Annotated in this window: 17 protein-coding genes and 1 pseudogene; 16 read left to right on the top strand and 2 right to left on the bottom strand. The window is 60.7% G+C overall.

The genetic code is table 11. The features are described 5' to 3' along the window. Window positions 1-40 precede the first annotated feature (40 nt). The 3 genes from sthA (at window position 41) to OQE62_RS16630 (ending at window position 3,012) form a co-directional block, all read left to right on the top strand. A complete protein-coding gene (gene sthA, locus OQE62_RS16640; RefSeq protein WP_265723173.1) occupies window positions 41-1,438 on the top strand; it encodes a Si-specific NAD(P)(+) transhydrogenase in 1,398 nt (465 codons plus the stop codon). Beyond that, window positions 1,435-1,899, top strand: a complete 465-nt coding sequence (locus OQE62_RS16635; RefSeq protein WP_265723172.1) for a thioesterase family protein — start codon at window positions 1,435-1,437, stop codon at window positions 1,897-1,899. The genes sthA and OQE62_RS16635 overlap by 4 nt, the downstream gene beginning before the upstream one ends. An 81-nt stretch (window positions 1,900-1,980) precedes the next feature. After that, entirely contained in the window at window positions 1,981-3,012 is a 1,032-nt protein-coding gene (locus tag OQE62_RS16630) for a sulfotransferase domain-containing protein (protein WP_265723171.1), read from the top strand. Window positions 3,013-3,015: 3 nt separating this feature from the next. Here the strand turns inward: OQE62_RS16630 and OQE62_RS16625 are convergent, their stop codons facing one another. Next, window positions 3,016-3,300 (bottom strand): hypothetical protein, encoded by a 285-nt coding sequence (locus OQE62_RS16625; RefSeq protein WP_265723170.1) that lies wholly within the window; start codon window positions 3,298-3,300, stop codon window positions 3,016-3,018. A 160-nt stretch (window positions 3,301-3,460) separates the two neighbouring features. Between OQE62_RS16625 and OQE62_RS16620 the strand changes: the two genes are divergently transcribed. The 4 genes from OQE62_RS16620 (at window position 3,461) to OQE62_RS16605 (ending at window position 8,526) form a co-directional block, all read left to right on the top strand. Continuing rightward, window positions 3,461-5,092: an alpha/beta hydrolase gene (locus OQE62_RS16620; protein WP_265723169.1), complete on the top strand. Its 1,632-nt coding sequence runs from the start codon at window positions 3,461-3,463 to the stop codon at window positions 5,090-5,092. 70 nt (window positions 5,093-5,162) lie between these two features. Continuing rightward, window positions 5,163-6,404 carry a lipoprotein-releasing ABC transporter permease subunit gene (locus tag OQE62_RS16615; RefSeq protein WP_265723168.1) on the top strand — a complete coding sequence of 414 codons (1,242 nt, stop codon included), beginning with the start codon at window positions 5,163-5,165 and terminating at the stop codon, window positions 6,402-6,404. A 114-nt stretch (window positions 6,405-6,518) separates the two neighbouring features. Next, on the top strand, window positions 6,519-7,274 hold the full coding sequence (lolD, locus tag OQE62_RS16610; RefSeq protein WP_265723167.1) for a lipoprotein-releasing ABC transporter ATP-binding protein LolD: 756 nt from the start codon (window positions 6,519-6,521) through the stop codon (window positions 7,272-7,274). Next, window positions 7,267-8,526, top strand: a complete 1,260-nt coding sequence (locus tag OQE62_RS16605) for a lipoprotein-releasing ABC transporter permease subunit (RefSeq protein WP_265723166.1) — start codon at window positions 7,267-7,269, stop codon at window positions 8,524-8,526. Before lolD ends, OQE62_RS16605 begins: the two co-directional genes overlap by 8 nt. Before the next feature lie 92 nt (window positions 8,527-8,618). On the opposite strand, the gene OQE62_RS16600 is transcribed toward OQE62_RS16605, so the two are convergent. Beyond that, window positions 8,619-9,149 (bottom strand): DUF2062 domain-containing protein, encoded by a 531-nt coding sequence (locus OQE62_RS16600; protein WP_265723165.1) that lies wholly within the window; start codon window positions 9,147-9,149, stop codon window positions 8,619-8,621. 315 nt (window positions 9,150-9,464) lie between these two features. On the opposite strand from OQE62_RS16600, the gene OQE62_RS16595 reads away from it, so the two are divergent. The 9 genes and pseudogenes from OQE62_RS16595 (at window position 9,465) to OQE62_RS16550 (ending at window position 19,759) form a co-directional block, all read left to right on the top strand. Further along, the gene (locus tag OQE62_RS16595) at window positions 9,465-10,148 is read left to right on the top strand and encodes a GntR family transcriptional regulator (protein ID WP_265723164.1); all 684 of its coding nucleotides are present in this window, start codon (window positions 9,465-9,467) and stop codon (window positions 10,146-10,148) included. Between the two features lie 3 nt (window positions 10,149-10,151). Beyond that, entirely contained in the window at window positions 10,152-11,030 is an 879-nt protein-coding gene (gene prpB / locus OQE62_RS16590; protein WP_265723163.1) for a methylisocitrate lyase, read from the top strand. 204 nt (window positions 11,031-11,234) lie between these two features. Then, window positions 11,235-12,362, top strand: a complete 1,128-nt coding sequence (gene prpC / locus OQE62_RS16585) for a bifunctional 2-methylcitrate synthase/citrate synthase (protein ID WP_265723162.1) — start codon at window positions 11,235-11,237, stop codon at window positions 12,360-12,362. 207 nt (window positions 12,363-12,569) lie between these two features. Next, window positions 12,570-15,167 carry a Fe/S-dependent 2-methylisocitrate dehydratase AcnD gene (gene acnD, locus OQE62_RS16580; protein WP_265723161.1) on the top strand — a complete coding sequence of 866 codons (2,598 nt, stop codon included), beginning with the start codon at window positions 12,570-12,572 and terminating at the stop codon, window positions 15,165-15,167. Between the two features lie 264 nt (window positions 15,168-15,431). After that, the gene (prpF, locus tag OQE62_RS16575) at window positions 15,432-16,577 is read left to right on the top strand and encodes a 2-methylaconitate cis-trans isomerase PrpF (protein WP_265723160.1); all 1,146 of its coding nucleotides are present in this window, start codon (window positions 15,432-15,434) and stop codon (window positions 16,575-16,577) included. A 401-nt stretch (window positions 16,578-16,978) separates the two neighbouring features. Then, on the top strand, window positions 16,979-17,215 hold the full coding sequence (locus tag OQE62_RS16570; RefSeq protein ID WP_265723159.1) for a UPF0175 family protein: 237 nt from the start codon (window positions 16,979-16,981) through the stop codon (window positions 17,213-17,215). Between the two features lies 1 nt (window position 17,216). Continuing rightward, the gene (locus OQE62_RS16565; RefSeq protein WP_265723158.1) at window positions 17,217-17,750 is read left to right on the top strand and encodes a DUF3368 domain-containing protein; all 534 of its coding nucleotides are present in this window, start codon (window positions 17,217-17,219) and stop codon (window positions 17,748-17,750) included. A 27-nt stretch (window positions 17,751-17,777) separates the two neighbouring features. Beyond that, window positions 17,778-18,510 (top strand): annotated as a pseudogene (locus tag OQE62_RS16560) (PrpF domain-containing protein). Window positions 18,511-19,003: 493 nt separating this feature from the next. Next, window positions 19,004-19,759 carry an esterase/lipase family protein gene (locus OQE62_RS16550; RefSeq protein ID WP_265723155.1) on the top strand — a complete coding sequence of 252 codons (756 nt, stop codon included), beginning with the start codon at window positions 19,004-19,006 and terminating at the stop codon, window positions 19,757-19,759. Window positions 19,760-19,777: the final 18 nt, after the last annotated feature.

Here is a 19,777-nt window from a genome sequence, read left to right as displayed (position 1 = left end):
TACGGTGTATCAAATTCACAGAATAACTCAGAGTGAGTAGATGGCAGAACAAAAATTCGACCTGGTAGTAATCGGCTCCGGTCCCGCCGGTGAAGCCGCGGCCATGAGTGCGGCGAAAAAGGGCATGCGCGTCGCGGTAATCGAGCGCTATTCGGCCGTCGGTGGCAACTGCACCCACAAGGGCACCATCCCCTCCAAGGCACTGCGCCACTCGGTAAAACAGCTGATGCGCTACAACACCCAGCCGGTGTTCCGGGCCCTGGGTGAGCCGCGCCGCCTGAGCTTCCCGGAAGTGATGCGCACGGTCAACAAGGTGATTTCTTACCAGGTGGAAATGCACACTGCCTTCTATGCGCGCAACCGGGTCGACCTGATTTCGGGCGAGGCGAAGTTCCGCGACGCCAACACCATCGAGGTGAAGCTGCCGGACGGCGCTACCGAAATCATCAGTGCGGCAAGGTTCATTATTGCCACAGGGTCGCGTCCCTATCGCCCGGCGGATGTGGATTTTACCCATCCCCGCGTCTACGACAGCGATTCCATCCTGGATATGCAACACACACCGCACTCCATCATGATCTATGGTGCCGGTGTGATCGGCTGCGAGTACGCCTCCATTTTCGCCGCCCTGGGCGTCAAGGTGGACCTGATCAATACCCGCGACAGCCTGCTGGAATTTCTCGACGACGAGATCTCCGATGCGCTCAGCTATCACCTGCGCGACATGGGCGTCACCGTTCGTCACCGGGAGGAATACGCCAAAGTGGTGCCCGGCGACAGTGGCGTGATCATGGAGATGCAATCCGGCAAGCGCATCCACGCCGATGCATTGCTGTGGTGTAACGGCCGCTCCGGCAATACCGGCACCTTGGCTCTGGAAAATGTCGGCCTGGAGGCCAACCACCGCGGCCAGCTGAGTGTCGACGAACATTACTGCACCGAGGTGGAGAATATCTTTGCCGTTGGCGACGTGATCGGTTGGCCGAGCCTCGCCAGCGCTTCCTACGACCAGGGCCGCGCCGTGGCAGATGCGATTGCCGAGCGCGGTCACCGGGTGATCGAAGATGCCCCTACCGGCATCTACACCCTGCCGGAGATCTCCTCGGTGGGCAAAACCGAGTCCGAACTCACGGCGGCCAAGGTACCCTACGAAGTGGGGCGCGCGCTGTTCAAGCACACGGCGCGGGCGCAGATTTCCGGCGAGCGCGTGGGTATGCTGAAAATCCTGTTCCATATCGAGACCCGCGAGATTCTCGGTATTCACTGCTTCGGTGCCGAGGCGGCGGAGATCGTGCACATCGGCCAGGCGATCATGAAACAGCCGGCACCGAACAACACCATCGACTTTTTCGTCAACACCACCTTCAACTACCCGACCATGGCCGAGGCCTACCGCAGTGCGGCGCTGGACGGGCTCAACCGGGTGGCGCGCCTGTGACGCAGCCTTCGCAGAGCGAGTTTCGGGAACTGGTCCGGGGCTTTTTCGAACAGATCCCGTTCAATCGGCAGATCGGCCTCCGGATGCAGGATCTGGATCTGGAAAACCTGACCCTGTCTGCGCGCTTCGACCTGCGCCCGGAGCTGATCGGCAATATCTGGAAGAAGATCCTGCACGGTGGCGTCATCGCCACGGCGCTCGATACTGTCGGCGGCCTTACCGCCATGGTGGCCGCCTATCAGCGCCTGGGGGATATCGACTGGCAGGAGAAAACCGCGCGGCTGTCAAAGCTCGGCACCGTGGATATGCGCGTGGACTACCTGAAGCCGGGCAGGGGGGAGAGTTTCACCTGCCACGGCTCGATCCTGCGCACCGGCAACAAGCTGGTGGTAACCAGAATGGAGCTGGTCAATGAAAGCGACGAACTGATCGCCACTGGTACGGCGACCTATCTCTACTGATGCGCAGTCTTGGCCGGGCCCGGCCCGGTTCCCGGTGCCACCATCTTGTCGGTCGAATAAAGAATAAATAACGGATTTTCGATGAGTTTCCATTTGGCAGTCGTGCTGCTGGTGGCAGTTGCGCTCTCGCTGGTAATACTGTTTCACTTTGCTGTCCTCTTGCCACGTATGGCGGCCCAGGCATTGCCGGCGCAATCCATTGCCCGCAAACACCTGCGGCAACTCCGTGTGTCCAAGATGGACAAGGATGTGGTGGCAATAGTATCGCTGCAGAAGAGTGGTTCGACGCTACTCTGCTATGTCTGTGCTCTGGTCAATACGCGCAACGCCATCACCCATTTTCGCAACGACTTCGATCTGGTGCCCATGCTGTCGTTTCCGCAATCCATGATCGCGCAGAATTTCAACGCGCGGCAGGATGGCCACTGCCAACTGTATAAAATCAATGGTCGGGTTCGCTCACTGCGGACGGATATTGCCGAAGCCGGTATTGGCCGGACTATCTGGATGTGCCGCGACTTTGGCGGTTACTATCGCTCGGTTTACTGGTGGGTGACCCGTTTCTATCCGCGAGTAAAGCCGCTGCCGCTATTGCCACTGCGGATTGCGTATTTTCTGAGGTTTGTCGGTTGGAATCTGTTCAAGAAGCTGACTTTCAGGCTGCTGGCCAGAGACCACGTCGAGGAGTTGTGGTGTGCCTATAAACTGGCCCGTTCCACTCCCCGGTGGCAGTTCCTGGCTTTGTCCTATGAACACCTCACGGCGGAAAAAGGGGAGACCCTGCGAAGGCTGGCAGAGTGGTTCAGTATCGACCTGGACGATGAGCTGATTGTGGCAATTGCCGAGAAGACGTCAAAGAGAGCCATGGCGGAGGGAGACCGTTTCGACCCGGTCAACTTTGGGGATGGCGGCGGCCAGACAAAAATCAACCTGGCCCCGCACGGGTATCAGCTGGACGGTCGGGACATGGCTCTCTACCAGAAAATCTTCACGCGTCGTTTTGCCGGCACCGGTATTCGCAATTACGCCGACTATATCGAGGTGATGCGCCGCTTGCAGTCCGTTGCACCAGACGAAGAGAACCCCGCCGGCGCGACGATTGCGGCTTCCTGATGATCAACCCCGGTGTTTCTTCACCGTGTGCAGCGCCACATTTCTCTCGAAGTAGACATAGAAGTCCGCGTACTCCCAGCGCGTAATGGCCGGATCGCCCACCGGGCCCTGGATGCCGATGGGATCGCCCAGGCGAGAGGTCACTTCGTCTTTCTTGAGGCCGCGCACCTGTTCGGTGCGGGTGTTCTCACCTTGGGCGCCCACTGGCACTTCGAGGTTGTCCGCGCTGGCTCCCGTGGCGAGGATCAGGGCGGTGGTAAGCAGGGATATGCGGAGTCTGCTGAACATTTGTCCTTCTCCGGGCTATTGTTCTGGGTCTGTTCTGAGTCGGTGATCCATTAAAGCAGATATTGTGCCTAAACATCTGTAATTCTTCACGTTTTTCGATCGCCGAAGTCCGCTGGTAGCTGTGCTAACCTGAAGGATCGACCCAGTTTGGGGGGCAAGGATGCGAATCGGGCAATATTTCTCCACAACCGGATTGCTGCTTGGCACGGCATTCTTCGCGCTGTCGCTGACTCCCTCCCTCATTCCCCGCGACGATACGGTTCAGGGAGCTATCTCCGGCCTCTCGTTCACTGCCGGCTACGGTATGGGTGTGCTGGGTATCTGGTTGTGGCATTTCCTGGAGTTCCCGAGACCGGGGCAGAAGGTGCAGCGCGTCCTGGAGTGGACTGCCGCCGGCTTTTGCCTTCTGCTGGCCCTGGGATTCCTGTGGCGGGCCAGTGACTGGCAGAACTCGATCCGGGCCCTGATGGGGATGGAGCCTGTCTCGGGCACTCGGCCGTTTACCATTGCGTTGGTGGCGCTGCTGGTGTTTCTGCTGCTGCTATTGCTGGGCAGATTGTTCCGGCGCACATTTCTCTTTCTCTCCCGGCAGCTGGAACGGGTGATACCGCGGCGCGTGTCGCTGCTGGTGGGGCTGGTGGCCGCATTCGCGCTCTTCTGGGCGATTGTCGACGGTGTGCTGCTGAGTGCGGCGCTGCGCAAGGTGGATACGGTCTACCGGGAGCTTGATGCCCGCATCGCGCCGGATATGCCCGCCCCCGAAGATCCGCAGAAGCCCGGCGGTGCGGATTCTCCGCTGCGCTGGCGGGATATGGGGCATCAGGGACGGCGCTACCTGGCGCTCGGTCCATCTGCAAAGGATATCCGCGACGTTGCCGGCGAAGGCAAACAGCCAATCCGGGTCTATGTGGGCCTGAATGCCGCGGAGACGCCGCATAAGCGGGCGAAACTGGCGTTGGAGGAACTGAAGCGGGTCGGCGGCTTTGAGCGCTCGGCCCTGGTCCTGATCACGCCTACCGGCACCGGCTGGGTGGATCCCGGTGCCATCAACTCGGTGGAATACCTGCACCGGGGCGATATCGCCAGTGTGGCGGCCCAGTATTCCTATCTTCCCAGTCCCATCGCGCTGATGACCGAGAACGCCTATGGCCGGGAGACGGCCGAGGCGCTGTTCGATGCGATATACGGCTACTGGAGCAGCCTGCCGGGGGACTCGCGACCGCGGCTGTTCCTGTTCGGGCTCAGCCTGGGGGCGCTCAACTCGGATCGCTCCTTCGATTTCTTCGATATCATCGACGATCCCTTCGACGGCGCCCTCTGGGTCGGGCCGCCGTTTCGCAGCGACACCTGGCGCGAGGTGACGGCAGATCGCGACGCCGGTTCGCCGGCCTGGTTGCCCCGTTTCCAGGGCGGTTCCGTGGTGCGCTTTGGCAACCACTGGGGCGGTTACGACAGGGGCGAGCGGCCCTGGGGCAATTTCCGCATCGCCTATCTGCAACACGCCAGCGACCCGATTGTCTTTTTCGAGCCCGAGTCCGCCTACCGCAAGCCGGACTGGATGAAACCGCCGCGGGGGCGCGATGTATCTCCGGATCTACAGTGGTATCCGATCGTGACCATGTTGCAGCTGGTCGCGGACCTGCAGGCGGGTGCTGCGCCCATGGGCTTCGGCCACAGCTACGCGCCGGCGGACTACGTCCGCGCCTGGCTGAAGCTGGCGGAACCCGGGGGCTGGAGCGATGAGCGGCTGCAACGGCTGCGCGAAAAGCTGCTGCAGTACGACAGGATCTGACCCCGGTGCGCCACGCCAGATCCAAATTAGGGTTGGATTTCCCGCTGCTTTTCGGCTTAAATCACCGGCTATGATAAAACCCGTCTCTCTCTTCATCGGCCTGCGCTACGTGGCCGCCCGCCGTCGCCAGCAGTTTATCTCCTTTATCAACGGCTTCTCCCTGCTGGGTATGGCGCTGGGCGTGATGGCACTGATTGTGGTGACTTCGGTCATGAACGGTTTCGATCGCGAGCTGAAGACCCGCATTCTCAGCGTGGTACCGCACGGCTTCGTGGAGAAGGCCGGCGGCCTGCGGGACTGGCAATCTGCCGCCACACAACTGGAGCGGCGCCCCCATGTGGAAGCGGCCAGCCCCTTCGTGCGCGGCTTCGCGCTGCTGGCGGCCAACGGCGACAGCCACGGTGTCGAGTTCCAGGGGGTGGATCCGCAGGCGCTGCGGGATGTCTCCGCCGTGGGCGAGCACATGTTGATGGGCAGCCTGGATGCGTTGCAGTCGCGCAGCTACAAGATCGTGTTGGGCCGCATCCTCGCCCGACAGCTGAACGTGATTCCCGGCGATACCCTGGTGCTGACACTGCCGGAGGTTGTGGTGACGCCCGCCGGCATTTTCCCCCGCACCAAGCGTTTTACTGTGGCCGGGGTCTTCTCCGTCGGCGCACAGGTGGACCAGAGTATGGCGCTGGTGCATATCGACGACGCCGCGCGGCTGCTGCGCATGCGCGGAGAGGTGCAGGGTTTGCAGCTCCGGTTCGACGATATGGACAATGCCCTGGGCCGCGTTGCCCCCTATGCACAGTCCCTCGGCGAGGGATTCAGCGGCGAGGACTGGAGCCACTCCCAGGGCAGCCTGTTCCAGGCGGTGAAAATGGAGAAAACCGTGGTGACGCTGATGCTGATGATCATCGTCGCCGTGGCCGCGTTCAATATCGTCTCCGCACTGGTGCTGATGGTGGCAGACAAGCGCTCCGATATCGCCGTGCTGCGCACCCTCGGTTTGACCTCGCGGCAGATCATGTCAGTGTTCGTGGTGCAGGGCAGTGCCATCGGCATTATCGGCGCCTTTATCGGCGCGGTGCTGGGCATACTGATCGCGCTGAACCTGACGGAGATGGTCAGCTGGATGGAAAACCTGCTGGGAATGAAGATTTTCGATCCGCGGGTTTTCTTCGTCAGCTTCCTGCCGTCTGAATTCCGCAGCGGCGATGCGGTCGTAGTGCTGAGCGCGGCGGTGTTGATGAGCCTGCTGGCGACCCTGTTTCCCGCCTGGCGCGCGGCCCAGATAGAGCCGGCGGAAGCCCTCCGCTACGAATAGTTGGGAAATTGGATTGTAGGATGGGCAAAGGAGCGCAGCGACGTGCCCATCAGCCAGGCCTTGATGGGCACGCTGCGCTTTGCCCATCCTACACAGATAAAAAGTTGGGCGAGTATGAACAGCCAAGTGGAAATAGAGACCGAACAGGCCGCGCCCGCGGAGGCCGGCAGTGCCGAAGTGGTGCTGGCCTGCCGCGAACTGCGCAAGCGCTACCGCCAGGGCAACAGGGAGCTCGAGGTGCTGAGCGGTGTCGAGCTGGCCGTGCGCAAGGGCGAGAAACTGTCCATTGTCGGCGCCTCCGGCTCCGGCAAGTCGACGCTGCTCAACCTGCTCGGTGGACTGGATACCCCCAGTTCCGGCGAGGTGCATGTGGCGGGACGCAACCTGGCGGAGCTGGATGCCAACCAGCGCGGCTGGCTGCGCAACAGCAGCCTGGGTTTTGTCTACCAGTTCCACCATCTGCTGAACGAGTTCTCCGCGCTGGAGAATGTGGCCATGCCGCTGTTGATCGGCAAGCGTTCGGTCCCTGACGCGCGGAGTGAGGCCACGGAAATGTTGAAGGCGGTGGGCCTCGGCGAGCGCCTGAGCCACAAGCCCGCACAGCTTTCCGGCGGCGAGCGCCAGCGGGTCGCTATCGCGCGGGCGCTGGTGACACACCCGGCCTGCGTATTGATGGATGAGCCCACCGGTAACCTGGACAGGGCCACCGGACGGGAAATTCACAAACTGATGGATCGGCTCAACCGCGACCTGGGCATCAGCTTCGTGATCGTCACCCACGATCCCGACCTGGCCGCGGCGCTGGATCGCAGCCTGCACCTGATCGACGGCAAACTGGAAAGCGACTGGCACGAGGGCGATCGTGTTTAGGCCGCTGCCCGCGTTTATCGGTCTGCGCTACGCCGGCGCCCAGCGCCGCGGCGATGACTCCGCCGGGCTGGTGTCGTTTATTTCCGGCCTGTCGATGATCGGCCTGATTCTCGGTGTGGCGCTGATGATCGTGGTCATGTCGGTGATGAACGGCTTCGACCGCGAGCTGCGCGAGCGGATTCTCGGCATCATGCCCCACGCCACCATCTACAATTCCAGCCCCGATATCGACTGGCCGGCGGTGCGCGATCAACTGTCGGCCGCACCGGAGGTGGTGGCCGCCGCCGAGGTATGGCAAGTGAACGCACTGGCGCGCAAGGGCAGGGAAGTGACGCCGCTGCTGGTGCAGGGTGTCAATCCGCAAACCATTGTCCGGGTGTCCAATATCGGCGAATTCCTGGCCCCGGAAAGTCTCGACGCGTTGACCGATCCGGCCGGGGGCGGGGTAATCCTGGGCCGGGGTATCGCCGAAAAGCTGGGCGTGAAGCAGGGCGAGCACCTGTCCCTGATCGTGCCCGACAGTAGCACCGACGGCGGCCGCAGCGCCGCGCATCTGGCGGGTTTTCGCGTGGTGGATATCTTCCACTCCGGCACCGCGCTGGATCAGTCCCTGGCACTGGTGGACTGGCAGCAGGCGCAGTCCCTGGCCGGCGGTGCCGGTGGCGCCGGTGTCCAGCTGCGGCTCGAGAACATGCTCGAGGCCAACTGGATCATGCGCCAGTTACTGGGCCAATTGCCGGCGCAGAACTTCTACGGCAACGACTGGAGCAGCACCCACGGCAACCTCTACCAGGCGATCCAGATGTCGCGCAACCTGGTGGGATTGTTGGTGCTGCTGATCATCGCCATCGCCGCCTTCAATGTGGTCTCCACCCTGGTGATGGTGGTGATCGACAAGCACGCCGATATCGCCATACTGCGCACCATGGGCGCCAGCACCCGCGAGATACTGCTGACCTTTGTCAGCCAGGGCGCGCTGGTGGGGCTGGTGGGGGCGGCCATCGGCGGCCTGCTGGGGGTTGTCGGATCGCTGCTGGTGACCGACCTGGTGGCGGGCATCGAATCCCTGTTCGGTGTGCAGTTCCTGAAATCCGATGTCTATCCGGTCGACTACCTGCCCTCGCAGCTACAGTGGGGCGATGTGGCACTAGTGGTGGGTGCAGGCCTGCTGCTCAGCCTGCTGGCGACCCTCTACCCGGCACTGCAGGCCAGCCGGGTGCAGCCGGCGGCGGCGCTGCGCAGCGATTATTAGTTAACGTAGGGTGTGCCGTGCGCACCGCAGGGGGGCGGCAACACCAGCCGGTGCGCACGGCGCACCCTACAAAGTCAACTTTGCCGGCATACCTATTGGTAATGGATCATTGACCTTTTGGCGATCCGCAGCTTCCACCGCTTCACCACATGCCAGCGCCACAGCGCCTGCATGGCAAAGTAGGACACGGCGGCGAAGAAAATGCCGGCCAGCAGTGATCCGAAGAACAGCGGCAGCCAGATTCTTCCCACCTCTTCCGTCAGCCACTCCCACGACAGCTCAAACCTGAAGCCCAGCGGCGGGGTACCCAGCAGCCAGGCCCCCAGTTTATAGGTGCTGTAGAAGATCGCCGGCATGGTCACCGGGTTGCTGATCCATACCAGGATCATCGATAGCGGCAGGTTGCAGCGGAACCACAGCGCCAGCAGCGCGGCGATGATCATCTGGCCGGGCAGGGGCAGGAAACCGGTGAATACGCCCACGGCAAAGGCGGTGGACACCGAGTGCCGGTTGAGGTGAAAGAGGTTGGGATCGTGCAGCAGGGCACCGAGAAACTTCAGGCCGCTCTTGGCGCGAACCTGCTCGGGTGTTGGCAGCCAGCGCCTGATAATACTCTTCGGCATAACTCAATCTATCCGGATCGGGCAGCTAGCTCTCATCATCGCAGGAAATCAATTCGCATCGGTGTCTCCCTATTCCCGGAGCTTCCACCGACAAGCATAGGTGTTTCGAATCACCGTGGCACGGCCGCGCTCACGCGGGCGCTATTATGCCCCCATAGAGGTTACAAGACTACTGCCGCCCAACAGGTCGGGATTTGTGAGTAATTGTCAACAATAGCCTCGATTTCTGCCTATTGACCACGGCAGTTATGTGATCTACTGTCCGCACACAACAAGATTGTCGACAATCTGTGAGGCCAAAAACAGGTGGTGGTGGTGGAAAGCGTGGAACCGGAGGCGGCCGATAGCGGCCAGAGCCTGGCCGAGCGACTGTTTGTGACCCTGCGCGGCGAGATCGTCGACGGCAGCATTCCCGCCGGCAGCAAGATCAGCGAACCGGAGCTGGCGCGGCGCTTCAATGCCAGCCGCGGCAGCCTGCGCGAGGCGGTGATGCGCCTGGAATCCCTGGGGCTGCTCGAGCGCCGCGTCAATGTCGGCGCGCGGGTGGTAGACCTGAGCGAACGCGGCCTGCTGGAACTCTACGACGTGCGCGAGGCGCTGGAGGGCATGGCCTGCCGCCTGGCGGCCACCGAGCACCGCGGGGAGGACCTGCTGGAACTGCGCCGTATGCTCGCCCACCACGAGCAGCAGGAGGCGCTGCAGGCCGGCACCGCCTACTATCAGCCGGAGGGGGACTTCGACTTCCACTTCCGCATCGTCCAGGCCTCCAACAACGACCTGCTGATCGACACCCTGTGCAACCGCCTCTACTACCGTGTGCGCATGTACCGCTACCAGCTGGGCATGTTCAGCCCGCGGGCGAAAAGCGCCTTCCGCGAACACAGCAATATCATCGATGCCATCGAAGCCGGCGACGGCGAACTGGCGGAAATCCTGATGCGGCGCCATATCCGCGCGTCGCGACTCAATATCGAAAAGAAACTGACAACCGAGAGGTAGTCCATGAGCCAGACACTGAGCGCCGGCGGGCGTTTCCGCCGCGCCCTAGCAGAAAACGATCCACTGCAGGTGGTCGGTACCATCAACGCCTATAGCGCCATCATGGCCGAGCGCATCGGCCACAAGGCCATCTACCTGTCCGGCGGCGGCGTCGCCAATGCCTCCTACGGCCTGCCGGACCTGGGGCTCACCGGCCTGAACGACGTGCTCGAAGACGTGCGCCGCATCAGCGCGGCCAGCGAACTGCCGCTGCTGGTGGATATCGACACCGGCTGGGGCGGCGCCTTCAATATCGCCCGCACTATCAAGGAAATGATCCGCGCCGGCGCCGGCGCCGTGCATATCGAGGACCAGGTGGCGCAGAAGCGCTGCGGCCACCGCCCCAACAAGGAAATCGTCTCCAAAGAGGAAATGGTCGACCGCATCAAGGCCGCCGTTGACGCCCGCACCGACGACGACTTCTTTATCATGGCCCGCACCGACTCCTTCGCCCAGGAAGGGCTGGATGCCGCCATCGACCGCGCCCAGGCCTGTATCGAAGCCGGCGCCGACGGCATCTTCGCCGAGGCGGTGACCGAACTGGAACACTACCGTGCGTTTAAAGACGCGCTGCAAGTGCCGATCCTCGCCAACATCACCGAGTTCGGCAAGACGAAGCTTTACAACAAAACCGAGCTGGGTGAAGCCGGGGCCGATATGGTGCTCTACCCATTGTCCGCCTTCCGCGCCATGAACAAGGCGGCGGAGAACGTCTACACCAGCATCCTCGAAAACGGCGACCAGCAGGCGGTGGTCGACACCATGCAGACCCGCGCCGAACTGTACGATTACCTGAACTACCACGAGTTCGAGCAGAAGCTGGACGAGCTTTTCAAGAAGTAGGTATCACCGGTCGTCACCCCGGACTTGATCCGGGGTCCAGAGCGGAGTTGCCGGAAGGCACTGCACTGGATGCCGGATCAAGTCCGGCATGACGAAAAGCAGTCAGTTTTATCAACCGTCATCCCGGGCTCGACCCGGGATCCAGTGCGTAGGGTGCGCCGCGCGCACCATCGCAACCGACATTTGAGAAAAGGGGAATAAAAGATGGCAGAGAAAAAAAACGGAGGCGCCGGCCTGCGCGGCCAGGTCGCCGGTAAAACCGCACTGTCCACCGTCGGCGTATCCGGCTCCGGCCTGACCTACCGCGGTTACGACGTCAAGGACCTGGCGGAACACTGTGAATTCGAGGAAGTCGCCTACCTGATTTTCTACGGCGAACTGCCCACCAGGGCGCAGCTGGCCGACTACAAAGGCGTGCTGAAAGGCATGCGCGGCCTGCCGCAGGCGCTGAAAGAAGTACTCGAGCGCATCCCCGCCGACGCCCACCCGATGGACGTGATGCGCACCGGCTGCTCCATGCTGGGCAACCTGGAAGGCGAGAAATCCTTCGACCAGCAACAGGAAAAAGCCAACCGCCTGCTGGCCGCCTTCCCGTCCATCATCTGCTACTGGTACCGCTTTACCCACGACGGCGAGCGCATCGACACCGAAACCGACGACGACTCCGTCGGCGGCCACTTCCTGCATATGCTGCACGGCAAGAAGCCCAATACACTGCACGAGCAGGTCATGAACGTCTCGCTGATCCTGTACGCCGAACACGAGTTCAACGCGTCCACCTTCACCGCGCGCGTCTGCGCCTCCACCCTGTCCGACCTGTTCAGCTGCATCACCGGTGCCATCGGCTCCCTGCGCGGCCCCTTACATGGCGGCGCCAACGAGGCGGCGATGGCACTGATCGAAAAGTTCTCCTCCGCCGACGAAGCGGAAAAAGGACTGCTGGGCATGCTCGAGCGCAAGGAAAAGATCATGGGCTTCGGCCACGCCGTCTACACCGAATCCGACCCACGCAACGCCATTATCAAACAGTGGTCCGAAAAACTGGCCGCAGATGTGGGCGACGAAGTGCTGTATCCGGTCTCGGTGCGCTGCGAAGAAGTCATGTGGCGCGAGAAGAAGCTGTTCTGTAACGCCGACTTCTTCCACGCCTCCGCGTATCACTTTATGGGCATCCCCACAAAACTGTTCACCCCGATCTTCGTAATGAGCCGCCTAACCGGCTGGGCCGCCCACGTATTCGAACAACGCGCCGACAACCGCATCATCCGCCCGAGCGCCGAATACACCGGCCCGGAACTGCGCGAAGTCACCCCAATCGCCGAACGCGGCTAATCGCCCCCCTGGGTGCGCCGAGCTCCAGCTCGGCACCTGGGACCGCGGAGCTCCAGCTCCGCAAGCGGGCCGCAGGCCCGCCACCGAAGCCGCTTATTGGCACCTCCACGTATCGCGGGTTGGGCCTGCGGTCCATTGCGGAGCTGGAGCTCCGCGCACCCAGGATCGCGGCCAACGGCCGTTCCGACAACGTTGTAGCTAGTAAGTATGAATACTGAATACCGCAAAAAATTACCTGGCACGGACCTCGAATACTTCGACACCCGCGCCGCCGTAAACGCCATCCACCCCGGCGCCTACGAAAAACTGCCCTACACCTCCCGCATCCTCGCGGAAAACCTGGTGCGCCGCTGTGAACCGCAACAACTCACCGACGCCCTCAAACAGATCGTCGAACGCAAGCGCGACCTGGACTTCCCCTGGTACCCGGCCCGCGTCGTCTGCCACGACATCCTCGGCCAGACCGCGCTGGTGGACTTGGCCGGCCTGCGCGACGCCATCGCCGAGAAGGGCGGTGACCCGGCCAAGGTCAACCCGGTAGTCCCCACCCAGCTGATCGTCGACCACTCCCTGGCCGTCGAACACCCCGGCTTCGAGGAAGACGCCTTTGAAAAGAACCGCGCAGTGGAAGAGCGCCGCAACGAAGACCGCTTCCACTTTATCAACTGGACCAAAACCGCCTTCGAAAACGTCGACGTGATCCCGCCCGGCAACGGCATCATGCACCAGATCAACCTGGAGAAAATGTCGCCGGTGGTGCAGGTCAAAGATGGCATCGCGTTTCCCGACACCTGCGTCGGCACCGACAGCCACACACCCATGGTGGACGCCCTCGGTGTCATCTCCGTGGGAGTAGGGGGCCTCGAAGCCGAAAGCGTGATGCTCGGCCGCGCCTCCGCCATGCGCCTGCCGGATATCGTCGGCGTCGAACTCACCGGCAAACTGCAACCGGGCATCACCGGCACCGACCTGGTACTGGCCCTGACCGAATTCCTGCGCAGCGAGCGCGTGGTCGGCGCCTACCTGGAATTCTTCGGCGAGGGTGCGGCCAGCCTGAGCCTCGGCGACCGCGCCACCATCTCCAATATGACCCCGGAGTACGGCGCCACCGCCGCCATGTTCTCCATCGATGAACAGACCATCGACTACCTCAAGCTCACCGGCCGCGACGACGAGCAGGTAGCGCTGGTAGAAAAGTTCACAAAGGAAACCGGCCTCTGGGCAGACAGCCTCAAAGACGCCGAATACGAACGCGTACTGAAATTCGACCTCTCGTCCGTCGGCCGCAACCTGGCCGGCCCCTCCAACCCGCACACACTGCTGCCAGCCTCTGAACTGGCCAGCCGCGGTATCGCCGGGGAATGGGAAGAGAAAGAGGGCGAGATGCCCGACGGTGCCGTGATCATCGCCGCGATCACCAGCTGCACCAACACCAGCAACCCGCGCAATATGATTGCCGCCGGCCTGATCGCCCGTAACGCCAACAAGCTGGGCCTGATCCGCAAACCCTGGGTCAAGTCCTCGCTGGCGCCCGGCTCCAAGACCGTAAAAATGTACCTGGAAGAGGCCGACCTGCTGCCGGAACTGCAGCAACTGGGCTTCGACGTGGTCGCCTTTGCCTGCACCACCTGCAACGGCATGAGCGGCGCGCTGGACCCGGCCATTCAAAAGGAAGTCATCGACCGCGATCTGTATTCAACCGCCGTACTGTCCGGCAACCGCAACTTCGACGGCCGCATCCACCCCTACGCCAAACAGGCCTTCCTGGCCTCGCCGCCTTTGGTCGTCGCTTACGCGATTGCCGGTACCATCCGCTTCGATATCGAGAAGGATGTACTGGGCCACGACAGTGACGGCAACCCGATCACGCTGAAGGATATCTGGCCGAGCGACGAGGAGATCGACGCGATCGTGAAGCAGAGCGTCAAGCCGCAGCAGTTCCGCGACGTCTATATCCCGATGTTCGACCTGGAAAAGGGCGAGCGCGAAAAGACCGAACCGCTGTACGACTGGCGCCCGCAGAGCACCTATATCCGCCGCCCGCCGTACTGGGAAGGCGCGCTGGCCGGCGAACGCGCACTGAAAGGCATGCGCCCGCTGGCCGTGCTCGGTGACAACATCACCACCGACCACCTGTCGCCGTCCAACGCCATCCTGCCCACCAGTGCGGCGGGCGAATACCTGGCGAAAATGGGCCTGCCGGAGGAGGACTTCAACTCCTACGCCACCCACCGCGGCGACCACCTCACCGCCCAGCGCGCCACCTTTGCCAACCCGAAACTGCTCAACGAAATGGTGCGCGACGAAAACGGCGAAGTGAAACAGGGCTCCCTGGCCCGCATCGAGCCGGAAGGCCAGGTGACCCGCATGTGGGAAGCCATCGAAACCTATATGGAGCGCAAACAGCCGCTGATCATTATCGCCGGCGCCGACTACGGCCAGGGCTCGTCAAGAGACTGGGCCGCCAAAGGCGTGGCACTGGCCGGAGTGGAAGCCATCGTCGCCGAAGGCTTCGAACGCATCCACCGCACCAACCTGATCGGCATGGGCGTACTGCCACTGCAGTTCCAGGCGGGCACCACCCGCAAGACCCTGGGCATAGACGGCACCGAGACCTTCGACGTAATCGGCGAACACAAACCGGGCGCAACCCTGACGCTGACGATTCATCGCAAGAACGGTGACAGTGTCGAGGTCCCGGTAACCTGTCGCCTGGACACCCAGGAAGAAGTCTCCATCTACGGCGCCGGCGGCGTACTACAACGCTTCGCCAAGGACTTCCTGGAATCGGAAGAGGTGGCCTAAAGATCGTAGGGTGCGCCGTGCGCACCGGCATCCAGCACCGAAGGATAGAAAAACGCATCCACCAGAACCCTCCCCTCAACCCAAAAGCACGCCCCCTCTCCCCCCGGGAGAGGGCCGGGGAGAGGGGAAGCCAATCGAAGCCACCTCTTCCTCCCCTCTCCCGCCTGCGGGGGAGGGGCCGGGGGAGGGGGCCCAAATCGAAGCCAATCAACCAGACGAATCCCCATGACCCACAACCCCCAAATCCCTTCCCCTCAAATAAAAGTGCCAGCCACCTACATGCGCGGCGGCACCAGCAAAGGCGTATTCTTCCGCCTCCAAGACCTGCCCGAAGCCGCCCAAACCCCAGGCCAGGCCCGAGACAACCTACTCCTCCGAGTAATCGGCAGCCCCGACCCCTACGGCAAACAGACCGACGGCATGGGTGGCGCCACCTCCAGCACCAGCAAAACCGTCATCCTCTCCAAAAGCGAACAGCCCGACCACGACGTCGACTACCTCTTCGGCCAGGTCTCCATCGACAAACCCTTCGTAGACTGGTCCGGCAACTGCGGCAACCTCACCGCCGCCGTAGGCGCCTTCGCCATCAACAGCGGCTTCGTCGATGCCGAGCGCATTCCGGACAACGGCATCTGCACCGTCCGCATCTGGCAGGCCAACATCCAAAAAACCATCGTCGCCCACATACCCATCACCAACGGCGAGGTACAGGAAGCCGGCGATTTCGAACTGGACGGCGTCACCTTCCCGGCGGCCGAAGTCCAGATCGAATTTATGGACCCGGCGGGCGAGGGCGCCATCTTCCCGACCGGCAACCTCGTGGACGAACTGGAAGTGCCCGGCGTCGGCACCCTGAAAGCCACCATGATCAACGCCGGCATCCCCACCATCTTCGTCAACGCCGACCAGATCGGGTACGAAGGTACCGAATTGCAGGAAACCATCAACGGCGACGACAAAGCCCTGGCCATGTTCGAAACCATCCGAGCGCACGGCGCAGTGAAGATGGGCCTGATTGAAAAGGTAGAAGACGCAGCCAACCGCCAGCATACCCCCAAGGTCGCCTTCGTAGCGTCGCCCAAGGGCTATACGGCATCCAGCGGCAAGCAAATCGCGGCCGGCGATATCGACCTGCTGGTGCGCGCCCTGTCCATGGGCAAACTGCACCACGCCATGATGGGCACTGCCGCCGTCGCCATCGGCACCGCCGCTACCATTCCCGGCACGCTGGTCAATCTGGCTGCCGGGGGAGGGGAGCGCAACGCCGCTACCTTTGGCCACCCTTCCGGCACCTTGCGTGTCGGAGCGGAAGCGGAAGTCGTCAATGGGCAATGGACTGCTACCAAGGCGATTATGAGCCGCAGTGCGCGGATTCTGATGGAAGGGTGGGTAAGAGTCCCGAGCCCCTGAGGATTAGTCATGCCGGACTTGATCCGGCATCCAGTACTCCTGAACCCGCCGAAATCACTGGCTCTGTGTGCTACGAACCCAATCTAAACAGCCTCAAATGGTTAAAAAACGAGCCCTGAGTAGGCTCGTTTTTTGTGCCGGGACCTTTTGTATTACAGTCATCCCCTCTGTGCCAGCAGAGCTTGACTCACACAGCTCGTAGTTTTAAGCGCCAAAACTGCCCCAGCAGAGTTCACTCTTTGATTTAACCCAAGAATTAAATACTATCGGGTCTGGCTGTATCTAAAGGCTGGAAGATGCTCTAAATCAGAAATTTTTGAAAGCCAGTCCAGGCCTTGGATCTGCCCTGGCCTGGTGAGAAGAAATTGATGGCAATGACTGTCTTCAAGGGAGTATGGGTTATGAAATTAGACATAAATGATGAAGTCGCCGACAGTTTAGGCCTTAGCGACAAGGAGTTGCAGGAGGTCCTGGCGATCGCGCTATACAAGCTGGAAAGAATCAACGGCGTTCAGGGGGGGAAGATCACCGGCACGTCGGAAATTGAGTTCCACGGTATCCTGGGTAAGTACGGACAGTTCATCAATTACGATGAGGACGACCTGGAAACGGATTTGAAAAATTTAAAGGATTTTTAATATGGACGCCCCAGGGAAGATCGTTGTAAGTGATACAACTGCGATCACCTACTTTTCGAGAATAGGCGCGATTTCGCTGTTAAAGTCACTGTTTAATCGGATATATGTTCCCTTAGCAGTATATGAGGAGCTGACGCGACTAGGGGACTCAAATCCAGGGTCGGAAGAGGTTAAAACGTTACACTGGATAGTTGTAGAAGAAGTTTCCAACTTCAAAGAAGTAACTGAAAAATTTAGCCAGACTCTGGACCCCGGTGAGAGCCAAGCTATTAGCCTGGCTCTGGAGAAAAAGGCCAGTCTACTGATCATTGATGAAAAAGCCGGCAGGGCGGAAGCACAGAGCCTGAGAATTCCAATCACGGGCATGGTAGGCGTTCTGCTTAAAGCCAAAGAGCGCAATTTAATCTCCACAGTTGCCCCATTTCTTAACAGATTGCGGCAGACAAACTTCAAAATGGGGCCAGCGCTATATAATCGTGCGCTCGAGTTGGCTGGAGAGGCGAACCTCAAGCTGAATACTGAGAAGAAGGCCTAACAGGCCGTCGCTTGATTTGGTTCCGTTTTGGATGTCCCCGTCGCCAACGGCGAAGTACAGGAAACCGGCGACTTCGAACTGGATGGCGTCACCTTCCCGGCGGCCGAAGTCCAGATCGAATTTATGGGCCCGGCGGGCGAGGGTGCCATCTTCCCCACCGGCAACCGGGTGGACGAACTGGAAGTGCCTGGCGTAGGCACCCTGAAAGCCACCATGATCAACGCTGGTATCCCCACCATCTTCGTCAACGCCGACGAGATTGGGTACGAAGGTACCGAGTTGCAGGAAGCCATCAACGGCGACGACAAGGCCCTGGCCATGTTCGAAGCTGTTCGTGCCCACGGCGCGGTAGAAATGGGCCTGATCGAAAAGGTGGAAGACGCAGCCAACCGCCAGCATACCCCCAAGGTCGCCTTCGTAGTGCCGCCCAAGGGCTATGCGGCATCAAGCGGCAAGCAAATCGCGGCCGACGATATCGACCTGCTGGTGCGCGCTCTGTCCATGGGCAAACTGCACCACGCCATGATGGGTACCGCCGCCGTCGCCATCGGCACCGCCGCAGCCATCCCCGGTACCCTGGTCAATCTGGCTGCCGGGGGAGCGCAACGCCGTTAGCTTTGGCCACCCTTCTGGCACTTTGCGTGTCGGCGCGGAAGCGGAAGTCGTCAACGGACAATGGACTGCGACCAAAGTCATTATGAGCCGCAGTGCGCGGGTAGTGATGGAGGGTTGGGTGCGGGTGCCGGGCAATTCCTTTTAGTCTGCCTTGCAGTAGGATCCGCGAATAGCGACACAGTACTGTTGAAGCTGACTTCGGAAGCCGAAAAGGCGAGTCTCAATTGAGGATCGCTTTTCTATGTGTGCCGCTTGCTGTTTAATATTCAACCAAAGTGGAGCTTGTAACTATCGAGTAAGGCGGTATCTGAGGTTAAGTTTTTCGCAGGGAAGCTAAGCCGTTGACTTAAAAGGGGATTCAAATACTATCAAGAGCGGCTATATCCGACGGCTTATAAGCTTGCTGCTGAAGGTAAGCTACCGGGCTTATAGGTAGGGGGAAGCTGGAGGTCCACAACCATTGCATACTGCACCAGTAGTTCGTACCAATACACGAACCATCTAACGAGGCTGTAGAAAAACTCCGACCCCTGTTTTTGGTGATATTTTAGCCAAGTCATCGCGTTTTTCTACACCCTGAACAACTTAAGGAGAGTAATCTGGCTAACCTCCGTGCCATTTCAGAAAGCTATGACGATGTGAGAGCTCATGTCGTATTTGTTCATGGACTGTCCGGGCATCTTGAGAAGACTTGGACCGTCAAGGGCACCAATTCGCCAGAGCTTTGGCCGAAATGGCTGGCTGAAGATATCTCTGGTATTGGACTTTGGCTGGTCGACTACCCTGCAGCCAAGACTAATTGGAGGGGGCACGGTATGCCCTTATCCGATCGAGCGGACAACATTCTAGCTCGCCTTCTTTTGGAGCCGCGTCTTGCGAGAGGCAATATTATTTTTGTTGTGCACAGTTTGGGAGGCCTAGTGGTCGAGCAGCTGCTGCGAAATGCGTACCGTGACATCACGAACAATAGAAAGACAGAGGATTTCCTTACCCGCGTCAGGCGGATCGCCTTTCTCGGCACACCGCATCGGGGCTCGTTGCACGCCAATATAATAAACGCCCTATGGCTCTTAGCACGACCCTCGGCGTCGACCCGAGATCTAGCCGTCGGTAATCCTCAGCTCAGAGATCTCAATTTCTGGTACCGGCAATACAGCCGTGACAACGGCATTCAAAACCTAGTGCTCGCCGAAGGGAGGCCTGAAAGGTTTCTCGGAATTGCCCTTCCAGAAACCCTTGGTACGGTGGTATCGCCAAACAGTGCCGATGCGGGGCTACCCGAGACCCCAAAACTCGTGGATCATAGTCATATAAGCATCTGTAAACCTGCGAACCGTGAAGATGACGTCTACGTACTTTTAAAAGATTTTATTATTAACCCGGTACGAATATAGATATGGTATAATGGCCGC

Source organism: Microbulbifer halophilus, assembly GCF_026183675.1.
In the GTDB taxonomy this organism is placed as follows: domain Bacteria; phylum Pseudomonadota; class Gammaproteobacteria; order Pseudomonadales; family Cellvibrionaceae; genus Microbulbifer; species Microbulbifer halophilus.
Note: the sequence above shows the minus strand (reverse complement) of the source record. Positions and strands in the feature narration are given on the sequence as shown.